The sequence below is a fragment of the Chthoniobacter flavus Ellin428 genome, from assembly GCF_000173075.1.
Taxonomy (GTDB): Bacteria; Verrucomicrobiota; Verrucomicrobiia; order Chthoniobacterales; family Chthoniobacteraceae; genus Chthoniobacter; species Chthoniobacter flavus.
Genome location: NZ_ABVL01000022.1, coordinates 83,836 through 99,458, shown reverse-complemented (window position 1 = coordinate 99,458; position 15,623 = coordinate 83,836). Strand labels below are relative to the sequence as shown.

The following is a 15,623-nucleotide window of genomic DNA, read 5'->3' as shown; positions in this document are numbered from 1 at the left end:
ATCGCTACTATGGGCTTCTCCGACTCCCCAATCTCCAGCTCGATCCTTATGGCTTCGGCTCGGGCCGCGTTCCGTCCCGCTCTCGCGCGACGAAACCCAAGACCAGGGTCTCCCAGTCTGCCCAACCCCACCTTCCCTGCGCGCTGCCCCCTGCGACCCCGGAGGTCTTCACCGTTGCTCGTGAACATCCCTTCACGGTGAATGCTAGGCTTCGGCTCCTCCGAGAGATTGGCCGACCTCACTAAGCGTAACGAGGCTCTTCTAGGTTTGCTTGCGCTGCGGCTCACAGGTTCGATCCACGGAGCTTCAACCCCAGGATTGCTCCCAGAATCGTCCGCTTCTCTACAAGCTCGATGTTCAGTTGGCTTGACGAACACTTTTCAGTTCATGGGTTTGGGTTGGCGGTGCTGGCGCACCAGAGGGCGCGGGAGAAAACGCAGAGGGCCGCAGAGGAAGAAAAGGATGAAGGATGAAGGCGGAACGATGAAAAAGCGCGTTCCCCGATAGCGAGTGTCGATCCTCAAAAACCGCGTAGCGCACTTCACTTCATCCTTCATCCCTCATCCTTCATCCCTCATCCTTTTGTTTCTTCCTGCGGCCCTCTGCGTTCTCAGCGTCCTCTGCGTTTAACTCAGCCGCCGTACACGAACCAGCGCCCGCCCTTACTTCACCAGCGTCCCGAGGAGCTGCATGTAGCGCTTCGGGTCCAGCCTCAAAACGTCCCCGCTTTGCTCGGTCGTCGGATCCCAGGTGCTCTCGGGCAGCTTAGGCACGAACTGCAGGTTTTCAAAACGCAGCGCGACCATCCATCCCGGTTTGGCCAGGGAGATGCGCACGGGCTTGGCATCGGCGTCGACCCAGACGCGTGCACCCCAGCCCTGGGCTTTCAGCGAGCGGGTCAACTGCGGCATGAGGTAAACGTCCATGACCCGGCAGGGATTGCCGTCCAGGGGTTCGGAGCCGACATCCTTGACCTGAAAAACCGCCGGCAGAAGCACCAGATCCTGCTCGGGAATCGGCAGCTGAAAAGGCCGCAACTGAAACTTCGGGTCCACCTTGGGTAGCTTTTTCTTTTCCGCCGCGGCGGCGAGCAACGCCTCCACCTTGCTGCCGGGATAAGCCCAGATTTGCTGCCCCTTGCGGCAGACGACAATGTCTTCGCCCATGAAGGGCCCGTGCACGCGCAGCTTGTCGGGATATTCCAGCGCGACTTCCGCATGGCTCCCGGCCAGCTCGGGGGGAAGATCGGTCATTTGCTCGAGCCGCAGGTTGAAGGACATCGCGCGATTCGGATTCGAGGTCGTCCTGGCGAAGACATTCACAAACGGCATCAGCATGCGGCCGATCAGGTCGTAGCGGTTCTCCTCGGCCCGCACGGTGGTGGTGAGGATGGCCAGGACGGCGGCGGAACGAAGCAGGAGACGGAGGTTCATGAAGAAAGCGCAGAGGCGCGGAGGCGCAAAAGCGCCGGGAAGCAAGACTATGGGGCAATCGGACAAGGAGACAATGGGACAATGAGGCAGGCGCTCACTGATTGTCCCGTGGTCCGATTGTCTCATTGTCATTCTTCTTCGCCTCGGAGGATTTTCGCAGTTTCGCTTTGTGACGAGGCGCGTTCTGTCCTAAGCAATCTGCTGCGCATGGCGGCCACGCTTTTCCCGACCATCTTTCTCGCCTCCGGCGGCATCCTGTTTGCCTTCGATCACTCGACGCTGCCCGGAAAGCTCATCCTGTTTACGCTTTTCATCGCGTCGATCTTCAGCTGGTCGGTGATGGTCACGAAATTCCGGCTCGTTCGCCGCGCCCAAACCCGCCGGGCCCAATTCCTCGAGTCCTTCCGCTCCGATCGCCAGCCGCTGCGCATCTACACCGACCGCACCCGCTACGATGGCGCGCCCGTCTTCGCCGTCTATCGCGCGGGTTGCCGGGAGCTGACCTTTCAACTGCTCGGCTCGGCCGAGGTGGATGAGACCTTTCGCGCGCGGCTTGACATCGCGCAGCGCATCTCCCCGGCGCAAATGCGCGTCGTGACAACGGCGATGGAACGCGCCGTCGGTGAAACCGCGCTCCGCCTGGAATCGCAGATGATCCTCCTCGCCACGGCAGTGAGCGGCGCGCCCTTCCTCGGCCTGCTCGGCACCGTCTGGGGCGTGATGGACACGTTCGGCGACGTCGCTGCCGCGGGCTCGGCGAATCTCGCCGCCATGGCGCCCGGCGTGAGCGCGGCGCTCATCACCACCGTCACCGGCCTGCTCGTCGCCATTCCGGCGATGTTCGGCTACAACTATCTCGTGACCACCATCCGCGCGATGATCGTCGGCCTCGACAATTTCGCCGCCGAGTTGTCCAGCGAGTTTGAGCACAAGTACGTCGATCACGGCGAAAGAGCGAAGTCCTGGACATGAAGTATTCAGTAAACAGTAATCAGTATTCAGTTCCCGAGACGCTGACGCGCAGAGAACTGCAACGACTGATCACTGATTACTGATCACTGATTACTTTTCCCAATGCGCCGCTTCTCCGATCGACACAGCCTCCACACGGTCAGCGAGCTGAACGTGACGCCGCTGCTCGATCTCGCGTTCGTGTTGCTCATCATTTTCATGATCACCACACCGCTCATGGAAAATTCCGTGGACCTCGTCATCCCAACAAGCGAGGCGGCGAAGCATGCGATCGATCCCCACGCCGTGCAAACCGTCGCCATCAATCGTGAAGGTCTCATCCAATTCAACAATGAGCCCACCGACGTCCAGCAGCTCGAAAGCAGCCTGACCGCGTTGAAGGAGTCGAATCCTGAAGTCGCGGTGGTCATTCGCTCGGACAAGGAACTCTCGGTGCAGAAGCTCATCGACGTCATGGACGCCGTACAGCGGGCCAAAATTACCAAGGTCGGCGTCGTAACCAATCCCGAGAAGCCGTGAAAGGCGCCTTGACGCGGCGCCGATGGCTATTTTGTTGAAGAACTTTCGCCTTCCGCTCGTCGGAAGCGGAAGCCCATTCACCCTTTTTACTTTATATTGATCAACCGATGCCTCCCGACCGCAGCTTTCGACGAAACTTTTTCGTCATCGCCTCGCTCCACGTCGTCGCGGTGGGGGTGCTTTATTTCCTCGGCACTTTTCACCGGAAACCACCGGCGGAACAGGTGATGTGGCTGGAGGGCGGCTCGGTCGGCGGTGGCGAGCCGGGAGCGGGAGAAGCGGCGCCGGACCCACAGCCGTCCCCGACCCAGGCCGAATACAAAAGCGAATCGCCGCCTCCGCCTCCCGAGCCGAAGCCGGAGCTGATCCCGCCGCCTCCAGTGGTCAAACAGGCGCCGAGCGAGCTGGTCACTCCCCAGACGACGCCGGAACCGGCCACCCCCAAGCCGCATACGCCGAAACCGGAGACCCCAAAGCCACACACTCCCAAGCCGGAAACCCCCAAACCGGAAACGCCCAAGCCTCACACTCCGAAACCGCACACCCCGCACCCGACTCCAAAGCACACGCCCAAGCCGGCCACACCGAAGGCGACACCAAAGGAGAAGGACGAAGGCGACGATGAGGCCACTCCCAAGCCAAAGGCCACATCATCGGAAAAAGAAAAAGAGAAGGAAAAGGAAACGGCCAGGGAAAAGCCGAAGGGTTCGCCCGGCCCTTCGAAGAGCGAGGGCACCTCGACGGCGATGAACAAGTCCACCGGCTCCGGCGGCAATGGCGAGGGCAAGGGGAATGGCAAGGGCCCGGGCAAAGCGGGCAACGGTTCCGGCGCCTCCGAATTCGGCTGGTACTTTTCGATGATCCACGACCGCTTCCACAGCCGCTGGGATCAGCCGACCTCGATCGCGCACGGCGGCCAGGACATCGTCACCACGCTCAAGATTCGCATCGCGAAGTGATGGCACCATCCAGAGCCGGGAGATTCTTCATTCCTCCGGCGACAACACCATGGATCAGTCCGTGATGACCGCCGCGGAGCGCGTGCTGCAGATCGATCCGCTGCCCGCGGGTCTCGGCAACGGCGAGTCTTTCGAAATCAACATCGCGTTCAAACTCGATCAGGGCCAGTGAGCGAAGAAAGCGATTGTCACGTCATAAACGTTTTGCCTTTTCGCCATTTTCGTTAGCGTCCGTTCCGCCATGAAAAAACTCCACGCGTTTTCCGTCGTCGCGTCCTGCCTGTTGCTCTCCTTCTCGCTCGCGCGCGGCGCGGAGACTCCGACCATCACCATCAGCAAGAGCGACAAGATCCCGATCGCGATCGGTTCGATCGCCGGCGCGGATGGCGGGCCGGCGGCGAAGATTCTGCAGAATGACCTCGCGATGTCCGGCTATTTCAACCTCGTGCCTTCCGCGAGCGCGGGCTTCATCGTGGGCGGCACCTCCAATGGCAACAGCCTCGCGGGCAGCGTCACCGATCGCAGCGGCAAGACGGTGCTGATGAAAACGTTCAGCGGTTCCGCGCGCGGCAAGGTGCACGCCTATGCCGATGAAATCGTCGAGACGCTGACCGGCAACAAGGGCATCGCCAGTTCGAAGGTCGCCTTTGTCGGAACCCATACCGGGCACAAGGAAATCTACCTCGCCGATGCCGATGGCTCGAACGTGCGCCAGCTCACCAACGACGCGAACATCAGCGTCGGCCCCAGGCTGAGCCCGGATGGCAGCCACCTGGTTTACACCGGCTACAAGAGTGGTTACGCTGACGTTTACGAAATCGATCTCGGCAGCGGGGCGCGCAATCGCATCATCAAATTTCCCGGCACCAATACTGGCGCCGCGTATTCGCCGAACGGCCGCGAACTGGCCGTGATTCTGAGCAAGGACGGCAACCCCGAACTTTACACCACGAGCGCGGGCGGCGGCGGCGCGCATCGCCTCACGCACACGCCCGGTGTGGAAAGCTCGCCCACGTGGTCACCGAGCGGTGATGAAATCATCTACTCCAGCGATGATCGCGGCGGCCCGCAGCTCTATCGCATCTCCTCGGGCGGCGGCAGTGGACGCCTCATCAGCACCGGCCACGGCTACAACACCGAACCGAACTGGTCGCCCGATGGCAAGAAGGTCGCCTTCACCGTGCGCGACGGCGGCTTCACTATCGCCGTTCTCGACCTCGGCAGCGGCAACGTGCACACCGTGGGTTCCGGCGAAGGTCCGGCATGGGGCGCCGACTCGCGCCACCTCATCTTTGCCGAGGGCGGTTCGTTGATTTTGCTGGACGCACAGACTGGGCAGAAGACAACTCTCGTCAGCGGCTTGGGGCAAAATCTCCGAGCCAACCTGGTCCCGTTAATTGCCCGACCGACCCACTTCGCCATGAAACTTATCCGACTCTTTTCCATCGCCGCCCTTGCTCTCGCTACGCTCTCCTTCGCCGGATGCACGCATGGCAAAAAGGGGGCCGGCGCCGGCTCTGGCGCCGCGGACGGCGATTACGTGAACGGCACGCCGTTGCCCGATCGGCAGGAAGGCGTCTCCTTCCTCGGCAGCAATGTGGACCGCAACAAATTCCGGCCCGTCTATTTCGGCTTCGACAGCTACGCCATCGGCGGCGGCGAGCGCAGCAAGATCGATGAAGTCGCGCAGTTCCTGAAGAGCGCGTCGAATACGATCATCATCGCCGGCTTCACCGACGAGCGCGGCACGCCCGAATACAACCGCGGTCTTGGCGAACGTCGCGCGCAAGCGGTGCGTGAAGCGCTCATCCGCGATGGCGCCGACGGCTCGAAGATTCAGACGGTCAGCTTTGGCGCCGAGATGCCGGCTGACCAGGGTTCCAACGAAAGCGCGTGGGCCAAGAATCGCCGAGCGGAGTTCGGCGTCGTTCGGTGAGCCGAACGGCTTGCTAGCGTCTTGAAGTCAATTAATTTACCTCATGCCACAGACCAATGCGCCGCTATCTTCCTCGGAAGTCACTTCCGAGATCCGGCGGGCAGTGGATATTCTCTGTCGAATCGCCGGAGTCCGTCGCATCTGGTTTTTCGGTTCTCATGCCGCCTACAAAGGCCGACCTGGCTCTGATTTGGACTTTGCAGTAGAAGGCCTGCCAAGTGAAGCGCTCTTCTCCACGCTTGGTGAATTGATGCTCGGCCTCCGAGCACCGGTGGATTTGGTCCGCTGGGAAGATGCGGGGAACGCACTACGCGGAGAAATCCTGCGCCAGGGAACAGTGGTATATGCCACTTGAAACATCGGCCTTACGCGGCCTCGCTGCCATCCTTGCTGAGGATTTGCTAGCATTGCGTCGGTTGGATGGCGCTCTGAAGAAATTCAGTGCAGAAATCGTCCGCGCTGACTGGGACAGCGCCGATCTGTGGGCAAGCGCAGGCGTTCTGCATGGAATCTATAACGCCATCGAGAATACCTTTTTGCGCGTTTCAAATACCCTGGATGAATCTTTGGAGCGTTCGGAAAGATGGCACGCAGAATTGCTGCAGTTAATGCTTCTCGACGTTCCGAATCTTCGCCCTGCTTTCGTTTCGGCCGAACTTCAACCGTTGCTCAAGGAATTGCTAGCCTTTCGCCATCTTTATCGCCACGGCTACGATCTTCGTTTGGACGGCGTTAGACTCAATGGCCTCATTGAACATTGGAATCGCGATAAAGACCTGTTGTTCTCGGCCTTTGAAAGCTTCCATTCCTATTTGATAGGGATGGCAGAATCGCTCTCTCGATGAGCTATGATTATCTCATTGTCGGCGCCGGTTATGCCGGCGCGGTGCTGGCCGAGCGGTTGGCCAGCCAGCGCGGGGCGCGGTGTCTCGTCATCGATCGGCGCGACCATATCGGTGGCAATTCGCACGACCACTATGATGCCGCCGGCGTGCTGCTCCACACCTACGGGCCGCACTACTTCCGGACGAATTCCGATCGCATCCGTGAATACCTGAGCCAGTTCACGGAATGGCACGCGGTGGAGTACAAGATCCTGTCCTGGACGAACGGGCGCTATTGGCAGTTCCCGATCAATCTCAACACCTTCGAGCAGATCATCGGGCGGCCTTCCACGAGCGAGGAAATGGAAGCGACCCTCGCCGAGTGGCGCGTGCCGATTGCGGAGCCGAAGAATTCCGAGGAAGTCATCATCTCGCAGGTCGGCACGAAGCTCTACGAGATGTTCTTCAAGAACTACACGCGCAAGCAGTGGCGGCGCGATCCGCAGGAGCTCGACGCCAGCGTGTGCGGGCGCATTCCCGTTCGCATCAATCGCGACGACCGCTATCTCTCGGAAAAATTCCAGGCCCTGCCCAAGGAGGGCTACACGGCGATGTTCCGCCGCATCCTCGCGCATCCGAATATCGAGGTGCGGCTCAAGACGGACTACCGCGAAGCGCGCCAGCAGATCAGCTACCGGCACCTCATTTATACCGGGCCGATCGACGAATACTTCGATCACTGCTACGGGCCGCTGCCTTATCGCTCACTGCGCTTCGAGCCGGAGACGCTCCAGCAGGAATATTTCCAGCCGGCGATGCAGGTAAATTACCCGAACGACCACGACTTCACCCGCATCGTCGAGCTCAAGCACGCCACCGGGCAGAAGCTGCCCGTCACCACGATCGTCCGCGAATATCCCGAGGACTTCGGTCCCGGACGCGAGCCTTACTATCCGATTCCGGCGCCGGATGCGCGGGCGCTTTACCAGCGCTACGCCGACCGCGCCGCCGCGGAAAAAGGAGTGAGTTTCGTCGGCCGACTTGCTACGTACAGGTATTACAACATGGATCAGGTCGTTGGCATGGCTTTGGCTGAATTTGACCGGCTTGCGTCGCTGCCCTCCTCTTAATCCAACCCTTCCTTTCCCGACCGTAGCATCTATGTCCACTCCGATTCCCCTTTGCGTGGACCTCGACGGGACGCTTTTGCGGACGGACACGATGTCGGAATCGCTGCTCAAGCTTTTGAAGGAAAACCCGCTGCGGCTGCTGCAGATGCCGCTCTGGCTGGTTCAGGGCCGGGCGAGTATCAAGCAGAAGATCGCCAGCCGCACCCGGCTCGACGTGGCTTCCCTGCCGATCAACGAGGAAGTCCTCGCATATATCGAGAAAGAGCGTCAGGCAGGTCGCAAGCTGCTCCTGGTGAGCGGCACGGACATCAAGGTCGCGCGGGCCATGGCGGAGCATATTCCGGTGTTCGAAGAAGTGTATGCCAGCGACGGAACGAGGAATCTTTCCGGCCATGGCAAGGCGGACATGCTGCGGGAGCGTTTTGGCAAGGGAGGTTTCGACTATGCAGGCAACGCCCGGGTGGATCTGCCGGTGTGGGCACAGGCCCGGCGCGCGCTCGTCGTCAATGAAGGAGGGAAGTTGGCCAGGAAAGCGGAAACGCTTTGTGAAGTGGAAAAGGTCTTCGATTCACCGCAGGTCGGCCTGCGCACCTGGACGGAAGCGCTGCGCGTACATCAGTGGGCGAAAAATCTGCTCCTCTTCGTGCCGCTGCTCGGCGCGCACCGCTGGCATAACTATGCGGAACTCGGCGCGAGTGCGCTGGCCTTTTTCGCCTTCTGCATGTGCGCCTCGAGCGTCTATCTGCTCAACGACCTTTTCGACCTCGAGTCCGACCGCTATCACCCGACCAAGCGCCGGCGCCCGCTGGCGAGCGGACGGTTGCCGCTCTCTTCGGGCATGATCGCGGCGGCGCTGCTCCTCATCTTCAGCATCCTCATCGCGCTTTTGTTGCCGGTGGAATTTGGCATCACCTTCGCGGGATATTACCTGCTCACGTCGCTCTACTCCGTGCGGCTGAAGCAGATCGAAATCCTCGATGTCCTAACCCTGGCCGCACTCTATAGCGTTCGCGTCGTGGCCGGGGGTTATGCCGCGCGGATCATGGTGTCGGACTGGTTGCTGGCATTCTCGCTGTTCATCTTCCTCAGCCTCGCTTTCGTGAAACGTTTCACCGAACTGCAACTGCTCAAGAGCGGCGAGATCATGCGTGGGCGCGGGTACCGCGTCGCGGATCGCGAACTGGTCAGCACCATGGGCGTGGCCAGCGGATACTTCGCCGTGCTGGTGTTGGCGCTCTATATCACTCAGCCGCTCGTCACGCAGCTCTATCGGCACCCGGCAGCGCTGTGGTTTGCGTGCCCCGTGCTTCTTTACTGGATCAGCCGCATCTGGCTGCTCGCGCACCACGGCCAGTTGCACGATGACCCGATTGTCTTCGCCTTGAAGGACAAGCAAAGCTGGCTGGTGTGCCTGATCCTCCTGGCTGTCGGCGCCATCGCGCTTCCGAGATGACCCAGTGAAAAATCCCGAAAGCTGGGGCCGCTATCCCAAGGCCGCGCATCACGAGGTCCGGCCGCTCCGATGGAGGACGGATCCTTTGCCGCAGGGCGATGGCCGGTCGATGTTACCGTTTGGGCTGGGGCGCAGTTACGGCGATAGCTGCCTCAACGACGGCGGGGATTTGCTTGTCACCGAGGAGCTCAAACATCTCCTGGCCTTCGATGCCGAGCGCGGCATGATGCGCTGCGAAGCGGGGGTAACCCTCGATGAGTTATTGCGCTTCATCGTGCCGCGCGGCTGGTTCCTGCCGGTCACGCCCGGGACGAAATTCATCACCGTGGGCGGCGCGATCGCCAATGACATTCACGGGAAGAATCACCACCGCGCGGGAACGTTCGGCTGCCACGTCACGAAGTTCGAGCTGCTGCGCTCCACGGGCGAACGGCTGATTTGTTCGCCGACGGAAAATACCGCGCAGTTCGCCGCTACCATTGGCGGGCTCGGGCTCACCGGCCTCATCACTTGGGCGGAGTTTCAACTGCTGCGCATCGAAAATTCCATGATCGACGTGGAGGAGCTGCAGTTCGCCAATCTCGATGAATTCTTCGCCATCTCCGCCGAGTCAGACGCGGATTTCGCATACACCGTGTCGTGGGTGGATTGCCTGGCCGAGGGGCCTTCATTGGGTCGTGGGATTTTCATGCGCGGCAACCATGCGCGCGGCGATAGCCTCAGCCACCGGCTGCATCGGCCGCCGCGCCTCGGGGTCCCGGTGGAGTTTCCCGATTTCGCCCTGAATCAATACAGCATCCAGGCGTTCAACACCCTCTACTACGCCAAGGCGCTCGAGGCCTTCAGCCGGAAGATCGTTCACTACGATCCCTTCTTCTATCCGCTCGATGCCGTGAACCATTGGAACCGCATCTACGGGCGCCGCGGCTTTTTCCAATACCAGTTCGTCATCCCATTTTCCGGCGATCGAAAAGTGATCCGCGAGATCTTCCAGCGCATCGCGGCTTCCGGCCAGGGCTCGTTCCTCGCCGTGCTCAAGACCTTCGGCGAAAGGAGGTCGCCGGGAATGCTGTCGTTTCCCGCACCCGGCCTGACCCTCGCGCTTGATTTCGCGAATCAAGGCTGGGAGACGCTGTCCCTCTTCAACGAGCTCGACCAAGTCGTCCTGGCGACGGGCGGACGCATTTACCCAGCCAAGGACGCGCGCATGCCGGCCCGCGTTTTCCAGGAGTGCTATCCGCGCTGGGAGGAATTCCGCCAATATATCGACCCCGCGTTTTCCTCCAGCTTTTGGCGGCGCGTGAATTCACCTGTCTAAATCGATGCAAAATGTCCTGATCATCGGAGCGACTTCGGCCATTGCCCAGGCGGTGGCGCGCCAATTCGCTGAACGCGGCGCCAACCTCGTGCTGTGGGCGCGCTCGGCCGAGAAGATGGGAATCGTGGCCAGCGACCTGCGCACTCGCTACCAGGCGAAAGTCGTCATCGAAGCTTTCGACTTCGTGGATTTCAGCCATCATGCGCCCGCCCTCGACCGCGCCATCGCCGCTCATGGGGAATTGCACGCCGCGATTCTCTGCCACGGCAGCCTCGGCGACCAGGCGGCCAGCCAGGCGGATTTCAGCGTGACCGACCAGGAATTGCTGACCAACTGCCGTAGCGCCCTCTCTTTTCTGACCCTCCTCGCCAATCGCTTCGAGCAACAGGGCCACGGCACGATCGCCGTCATTTCCTCCGTCGCCGGCGATCGCGGGCGGCAAAGCAACTACGTCTACGGTACGGCCAAAGCCGCGCTCAACACCTTCGCTCAAGGCCTGCGGAACCGCCTCTACTCGAAAGGCGTCCACGTGCTCACGGTGAAACCCGGCTTCGTCGACACCCCCCATGACCGCTCACCTGCCAAAAGGGCCCGCTCTTCGCCTCCCCCCGACCGCGTCGCGCGGGACATCATCCGGGCGATCGATAGGGAGCAGTGCGTGCTCTACACTCCGTGGTTCTGGCGCTGGATCATGCTGATTATCAACCTGATCCCGGAGCCCATTTTTCGGAAATTGAAGCTGTGAGCCGTGTTAAAACCACGTTAAGCCCCCGAGGCGCAGAACATTCCGCTGGCCAAATGCACAGTCCGCGACGATTACAGGCGCTCCCATGAGCCTCGCAGTAGTCACCGGGTCCGCCGGATTGATCGGTTCCGAGACGTGCCGCCGCTTCGCCGCGGAGGGCTTCGACGTCGTCGGCATCGACAACGACATGCGCGCCGAATTCTTCGGCGCCAACGCCTCGACCACCCCGACCCGCGAAAAGCTCGCCCGCGAATTGCCCGGCTATCGCCATCACGCCCTGGACATTCGCGATGCCGCCGGGGTCGATGCCCTTTTCCGCCAGCTCGGCAGCGCAGTGAACCTCGTCGTTCACACTGCGGCCCAGCCTTCGCACGACTGGGCCGCGCGCGCTCCGTTGGTCGACTTCAGCGTCAATGCCCTCGGCACGCTGCATCTCCTCGAAGCTACTCGCCAGCATTGCCCGGAAGCGGTCTTCATCTTCACCAGCACAAACAAGGTCTACGGCGATACACCCAACCGCCTACCGCTCGTGGAGCTGGAAAAGCGCTGGGAAATCCCCAGCGACCACGCCTGGGTGCGCGGTATCGATGAGACCATGTCCATCGACCAGACAAAGCATTCGCTCTTCGGCGCGAGCAAAGTCGCCGCCGACGTCGCCGTGCAGGAGTACGGCCGCTACTTCGGCATGAAGACCGCCTGCTTCCGCGGCGGCTGCCACACCGGCCCGGCACACGCAGGCACGGAGTTGCACGGTTTCCTCGCCTACCTCATGAAGTGCACGGTGAGCGGGACGAAGTACCGTGTCTTCGGCTACAAAGGCAAGCAGGTTCGGGACAACATTCACGCCCACGATCTCGTCGAGGCCTTCTGGCAATTCTTCCGCGCGCCGCGCAGCGGCGAGGTCTACAACCTGGGCGGCAGCCGCCATTCGAACTGCTCCGTGCTCGAGGCCATCGAGATCTGCGAGGAACTCAGCGGCAGGAAGCTCGAATGGACCTACGTTGAGGACAACCGCGTCGGCGACCACATCTGGTGGATCAGCGACGTGCGCCGTTTCCAGGAGCATTATCCCGGCTGGCAGTACCGCTACGCCCTCCAAGGCATCCTGCGGGAAATCCATGCCGCGTGTGTGCTTGCCTGAGCGCCGGCGTGGCCGCTTTCCGAATTTGAGTCCTTCCCCACCCGCCATACTTGGTGAGTTTACGAATGATCTCCTTCGCAAGTTTTGCGTCTTTATTCGCAAGGCGACAATCTTAAAAATACCTTGTTCTCATGCACACACTGAAAAGAGCCGCTGTGGAATTGGCATATAAGTTAGGATACGTCGTGAAGCGCAAAAGTGCCTTCGGCGACAATCCCTTCCTTGATATGAAGCAATTCGTTCCCGGCGACACAAAGCCCTTGATTCTCGATATCGGCGCGAACATCGGCCAATCTGTTACGCGTTTCAAAGCAACGTTTCCTTCCTGCGTCATTCATTCGTTCGAACCGAGTCTTGAAACGTTTCGGAAGCTTTCGCAGAATGTTTCAAATCAAGAAGGGGTGTCTCCCTGGAATCTGGCGGTCGGCGCCGCCGTCGGTCCGAAAACGTTCTCGGAAAATACCCATTCCGACATGAGTTCCTTTCTCGAGCTAAGTTCAACGGGTTGGGGGAAGATAATTAACAAATCCACGGTGGACATGGTGACGATCGACAAATTCATGGAAGACCAAAAAATCCCTTCTGTGGATATCCTGAAGTCGGATACGCAGGGTTACGATTTTGAGGTGTTCAAAGGTGCGGAGCAGGCCATGAAGAACAACAAGATTGGGCTCATCTATTTCGAATTCATTTTTTCTGAGATGTATAAACACCTGCCGGCTTTTGATGAGGTATTTCGATATCTCATCGATCGCAATTTCGTACTCGTTTCCATCTACGAGTTTGCTCATCAAAATCGTGTGGCGAGCTGGTCAGATGCTCTTTTCGTCAACAAGGAATATAACAAAAAAAGTGCCTGACCCTCGTTCTCAGCCGATCCTTTTTCATCCACCGCGAAAACGAGCGACGCCCTCTGCGACGCGCTCCTGTCGAACCCGATCTGCTCATGCCGTCACCTTGCCATTCTTTACAAAAATGGCTGCGGCCACCCCTGACGTGATGTCGATTGCATGAACGCGTCGATCCGATCATTGGCAGCGACATGGAAGACGCGAGTCAATCGTTTTGTCGAGACCCATCCCAATGTAAAGGCCATCGTATCAAATGTCGGCTGGCTGTCCTTGGATACCATCGTGCGGATGCTCACAGGCCTGTTTTTAGGCACCTGGGTCGCTCGCTACCTCCAGCCTGGTTACTTTGGCGAAATCAATTACGCGTTGGCCATTGCCGCATTGGTCGGTGCGCCAGCCGGACTCGGTATTACAGACATTCTCATTCGCGATCTCGTCAAAAGACCGCAGGATGCCGCCAATCTCCTGGGTACGGCCTTCTTCAGCCGGATGGCGGCGGCGTTGGTTTCCTACGCCATTCTGGCCGTCTACTCGCTTACTCTGCCGAACTCCTTAACCCGTCAGCTATTGCTGATCTCTGCGCTCACGCTTTGCACGCAGGCGCTGACGGTCGCCGGCTTGCGATTCAAAGCCGACCTGCGTTCGAAGCAACTCGTGATCGCCGGGAATATCGGCTTCGCCGTTTCAGCCCTGGTTCGCATATTCCTCGTGCTGCTGCGGCGCCCAGTGGTGGAGTTTGCCTGGGTCGCCGTCATCGAAACGGGAGTTGCGGCGGTTATGACTGTCATCATCTACGCCCAATGCTATTCCGATCTTCCCAAATGGCGGTTCGAGCCCGCGACGGCTTCGCGTCTCCTCGGCGAATCCTGGCCGCTTATTCTTTCGGCGGTGGCGGTCACGACCTATATGAGGATCGACCAGGTCATGCTTGCGCAAATGCTAGGTACCAAGCAGGTCGGACTCTACACCGCTGCGACCAAGCTGAGCGAAATCACTTATATCGTTCCCAGCATCCTCTCTTCGGTACTGCTCCCGAGCATCGTGCGGAGCAAAGCACTCGGTCCGGAGCGATACATGGCGCGACTGCAGAATTACTACGACATGAGCGCCGGGCTCGCCTATTTGCTCATCGTACCTCTGTCACTGGGCTCGTCGTTCATCATTCATTTCCTCTATGGAAAGGTATATGAATCCTCGAGCGCCGTTTTGACCGTTCAGGTTTGGGCGCTCCTTTTTGTCTTTCTCGGAGCAGCGAGGGACCAGTTTCTTATCGCCGAAGGGTTTTTGAAGTTCTCGTTTTTCTCGACTTTTTTGGGCGCTGTATTGAACATCGGTATTAATCTGTTCCTCATTCCGCGCTATGGACCTCTTGGGGCGGCCTCCGCTACCGTCATCGCCTTTGCAATAACGGTGGTAGTCTGTCCCTATTTTTATAGCAGCACGCGGCAAATGTCGTTGCAATTGTGCCGGGCGATTTTTTTTCCGTTCCGAATCTGGATGCGACTACGCCCAAAACGAAGTCTTCCTGTATGATGGGTAAAATATTAGCTTTATGGGGTCGATTTTTTGCCCACGCTCGCTTCGCTAAACTCAATGGCCTATTGTTTCAGTTGGGAGCCCGGGGCTTGGGGATCCATAACTATCCGGTTAGTGGCGAGGAATGGCTGGTCGACCGCCTCGCCACGATTGCATCCGGGGTAAATCGCTTTGTCATCTTCGACGTGGGAGCCAACCGAGGTGCTTACGCGGCTTTACTACGCCGCTCGTTTCCAAATGCGGTCATTCACTCTTTCGAGCCGCATCCGCGGACCTTTGAAACATTGAAAGCCGGCACCGCAGGGCTGAATTTAAATCTCCACAATTTCGGATTTAGTCACCAGGCGGAAGAACTCGACCTGCATGATTATGCCAGTCCCACAGATAGTGAACATGCGTCGCTCTACTCAGGCGTCTTCCAAAGTCTGACTCAGATGCCGTACGTGTCTGTACGCGTCGCTCTGAAGACGATCGATCAATTTTGCGCGGAGGCGAATATCGCGCACATCGATTTCCTTAAGATCGATATCGAAGGCCATGAAATTCACTGCCTTCGCGGTGCCAAAGACATGATCGCTGCCGGACAGATCGGTGTCGTGCAATTCGAATTCAACAAGATGAACGTCTGCTCCCGCACATTCATGGCCGATTTTTTTGAAGTGCTGAAGGGCTTCCAACTTTATCGACTCCTCCCCACCAGCCTGTTGCCTCTCCGGGAAAGTGACATTCTGAAGACCAATCTCTTCGAGTACCAGAATGTCGTCGCCATCCGGCAGGGAGTCTCGTTCGCCCATTTCGCCCAGTAA

General features: G+C 59.4%; 16 protein-coding genes. 15 read left to right on the top strand and 1 reads right to left on the bottom strand.

What is annotated here, in order from left to right:
• Positions 1 to 662 precede the first annotated feature (662 nt).
• A complete protein-coding gene (locus CFE428DRAFT_RS36775) occupies positions 663 to 1,433 on the bottom strand; it encodes a hypothetical protein (protein WP_006982610.1) in 771 nt (256 codons plus the stop codon).
• Positions 1,434 to 1,640: 207 nt separating this feature from the next.
• Between CFE428DRAFT_RS36775 and CFE428DRAFT_RS39175 the strand changes: the two genes are divergently transcribed.
• The 15 genes from CFE428DRAFT_RS39175 to CFE428DRAFT_RS25625 all read left to right on the top strand — a co-directional run bounded on the left by CFE428DRAFT_RS39175 (position 1,641) and on the right by CFE428DRAFT_RS25625 (position 15,623).
• The gene (locus CFE428DRAFT_RS39175) at positions 1,641 to 2,405 is read left to right on the top strand and encodes a MotA/TolQ/ExbB proton channel family protein (RefSeq protein WP_006982609.1); all 765 of its coding nucleotides are present in this window, start codon (positions 1,641 to 1,643) and stop codon (positions 2,403 to 2,405) included.
• A 102-nt stretch (positions 2,406 to 2,507) separates the two neighbouring features.
• A complete protein-coding gene (locus CFE428DRAFT_RS25680) occupies positions 2,508 to 2,924 on the top strand; it encodes an ExbD/TolR family protein (RefSeq protein WP_006982608.1) in 417 nt (138 codons plus the stop codon).
• Positions 2,925 to 3,031: 107 nt separating this feature from the next.
• Positions 3,032 to 3,883, top strand: a complete 852-nt coding sequence (locus tag CFE428DRAFT_RS38485) for a hypothetical protein (RefSeq protein ID WP_006982607.1) — start codon at positions 3,032 to 3,034, stop codon at positions 3,881 to 3,883.
• A 49-nt stretch (positions 3,884 to 3,932) separates the two neighbouring features.
• Positions 3,933 to 4,055 carry a hypothetical protein gene (locus CFE428DRAFT_RS40065; RefSeq protein WP_006982606.1) on the top strand — a complete coding sequence of 41 codons (123 nt, stop codon included), beginning with the start codon at positions 3,933 to 3,935 and terminating at the stop codon, positions 4,053 to 4,055.
• A gap of 69 nt (positions 4,056 to 4,124) precedes the next feature.
• On the top strand, positions 4,125 to 5,819 hold the full coding sequence (locus tag CFE428DRAFT_RS34495) for an OmpA family protein (protein WP_006982605.1): 1,695 nt from the start codon (positions 4,125 to 4,127) through the stop codon (positions 5,817 to 5,819).
• A 43-nt stretch (positions 5,820 to 5,862) separates the two neighbouring features.
• The gene (locus tag CFE428DRAFT_RS37765) at positions 5,863 to 6,174 is read left to right on the top strand and encodes a nucleotidyltransferase family protein (protein WP_131989972.1); all 312 of its coding nucleotides are present in this window, start codon (positions 5,863 to 5,865) and stop codon (positions 6,172 to 6,174) included.
• Complete coding sequence (locus tag CFE428DRAFT_RS25665; protein ID WP_131989973.1) at positions 6,164 to 6,664, top strand: ribonuclease toxin HepT-like protein; 501 nt, start codon at positions 6,164 to 6,166, stop codon at positions 6,662 to 6,664. Before CFE428DRAFT_RS37765 ends, CFE428DRAFT_RS25665 begins: the two co-directional genes overlap by 11 nt.
• The gene (gene glf / locus CFE428DRAFT_RS25660; protein ID WP_006982603.1) at positions 6,661 to 7,773 is read left to right on the top strand and encodes a UDP-galactopyranose mutase; all 1,113 of its coding nucleotides are present in this window, start codon (positions 6,661 to 6,663) and stop codon (positions 7,771 to 7,773) included. The genes CFE428DRAFT_RS25665 and glf overlap by 4 nt, the downstream gene beginning before the upstream one ends.
• Before the next feature lie 31 nt (positions 7,774 to 7,804).
• Positions 7,805 to 9,226, top strand: coding sequence for a UbiA family prenyltransferase (locus CFE428DRAFT_RS25655; protein WP_006982602.1), 1,422 nt, complete (start codon positions 7,805 to 7,807; stop codon positions 9,224 to 9,226).
• 4 nt (positions 9,227 to 9,230) lie between these two features.
• The gene (locus CFE428DRAFT_RS25650) at positions 9,231 to 10,544 is read left to right on the top strand and encodes an FAD-binding oxidoreductase (protein ID WP_042725794.1); all 1,314 of its coding nucleotides are present in this window, start codon (positions 9,231 to 9,233) and stop codon (positions 10,542 to 10,544) included.
• A 4-nt stretch (positions 10,545 to 10,548) separates the two neighbouring features.
• The gene (locus tag CFE428DRAFT_RS25645; RefSeq protein ID WP_006982600.1) at positions 10,549 to 11,289 is read left to right on the top strand and encodes an SDR family oxidoreductase; all 741 of its coding nucleotides are present in this window, start codon (positions 10,549 to 10,551) and stop codon (positions 11,287 to 11,289) included.
• Positions 11,290 to 11,374: 85 nt separating this feature from the next.
• Entirely contained in the window at positions 11,375 to 12,430 is a 1,056-nt protein-coding gene (locus CFE428DRAFT_RS25640; protein ID WP_006982599.1) for an NAD-dependent epimerase/dehydratase family protein, read from the top strand.
• A 131-nt stretch (positions 12,431 to 12,561) separates the two neighbouring features.
• Positions 12,562 to 13,290: an FkbM family methyltransferase gene (locus CFE428DRAFT_RS34490; protein ID WP_006982598.1), complete on the top strand. Its 729-nt coding sequence runs from the start codon at positions 12,562 to 12,564 to the stop codon at positions 13,288 to 13,290.
• Between the two features lie 150 nt (positions 13,291 to 13,440).
• On the top strand, positions 13,441 to 14,814 hold the full coding sequence (locus tag CFE428DRAFT_RS25630; RefSeq protein WP_006982597.1) for a flippase: 1,374 nt from the start codon (positions 13,441 to 13,443) through the stop codon (positions 14,812 to 14,814).
• Positions 14,811 to 15,623 carry an FkbM family methyltransferase gene (locus tag CFE428DRAFT_RS25625; protein WP_006982596.1) on the top strand — a complete coding sequence of 271 codons (813 nt, stop codon included), beginning with the start codon at positions 14,811 to 14,813 and terminating at the stop codon, positions 15,621 to 15,623. Before CFE428DRAFT_RS25630 ends, CFE428DRAFT_RS25625 begins: the two co-directional genes overlap by 4 nt.

Excerpts from the sequence above, each read along its gene's own strand:
- CFE428DRAFT_RS36775 (WP_006982610.1), bottom strand. The coding sequence starts at position 1,433 with ATGAACCTCCGTCTCCTGCTTCGTTCCGCCGCCGTCCTGGCCATCCTC.
- CFE428DRAFT_RS39175 (WP_006982609.1), top strand. The coding sequence starts at position 1,641 with ATGGCGGCCACGCTTTTCCCGACCATCTTTCTCGCCTCCGGCGGCATC.
- CFE428DRAFT_RS25680 (WP_006982608.1), top strand. The coding sequence starts at position 2,508 with ATGCGCCGCTTCTCCGATCGACACAGCCTCCACACGGTCAGCGAGCTG.
- CFE428DRAFT_RS38485 (WP_006982607.1), top strand. The coding sequence starts at position 3,032 with ATGCCTCCCGACCGCAGCTTTCGACGAAACTTTTTCGTCATCGCCTCG.
- CFE428DRAFT_RS40065 (WP_006982606.1), top strand. The coding sequence starts at position 3,933 with ATGGATCAGTCCGTGATGACCGCCGCGGAGCGCGTGCTGCAGATCGAT.
- CFE428DRAFT_RS34495 (WP_006982605.1), top strand. The coding sequence starts at position 4,125 with ATGAAAAAACTCCACGCGTTTTCCGTCGTCGCGTCCTGCCTGTTGCTC.
- CFE428DRAFT_RS37765 (WP_131989972.1), top strand. The coding sequence starts at position 5,863 with ATGCCACAGACCAATGCGCCGCTATCTTCCTCGGAAGTCACTTCCGAG.
- CFE428DRAFT_RS25665 (WP_131989973.1), top strand. The coding sequence starts at position 6,164 with ATGCCACTTGAAACATCGGCCTTACGCGGCCTCGCTGCCATCCTTGCT.
- glf (WP_006982603.1), top strand. The coding sequence starts at position 6,661 with ATGAGCTATGATTATCTCATTGTCGGCGCCGGTTATGCCGGCGCGGTG.
- CFE428DRAFT_RS25655 (WP_006982602.1), top strand. The coding sequence starts at position 7,805 with ATGTCCACTCCGATTCCCCTTTGCGTGGACCTCGACGGGACGCTTTTG.
- CFE428DRAFT_RS25645 (WP_006982600.1), top strand. The coding sequence starts at position 10,549 with ATGCAAAATGTCCTGATCATCGGAGCGACTTCGGCCATTGCCCAGGCG.
- CFE428DRAFT_RS25640 (WP_006982599.1), top strand. The coding sequence starts at position 11,375 with ATGAGCCTCGCAGTAGTCACCGGGTCCGCCGGATTGATCGGTTCCGAG.
- CFE428DRAFT_RS34490 (WP_006982598.1), top strand. The coding sequence starts at position 12,562 with ATGCACACACTGAAAAGAGCCGCTGTGGAATTGGCATATAAGTTAGGA.
- CFE428DRAFT_RS25630 (WP_006982597.1), top strand. The coding sequence starts at position 13,441 with ATGAACGCGTCGATCCGATCATTGGCAGCGACATGGAAGACGCGAGTC.
- CFE428DRAFT_RS25625 (WP_006982596.1), top strand. The coding sequence starts at position 14,811 with ATGATGGGTAAAATATTAGCTTTATGGGGTCGATTTTTTGCCCACGCT.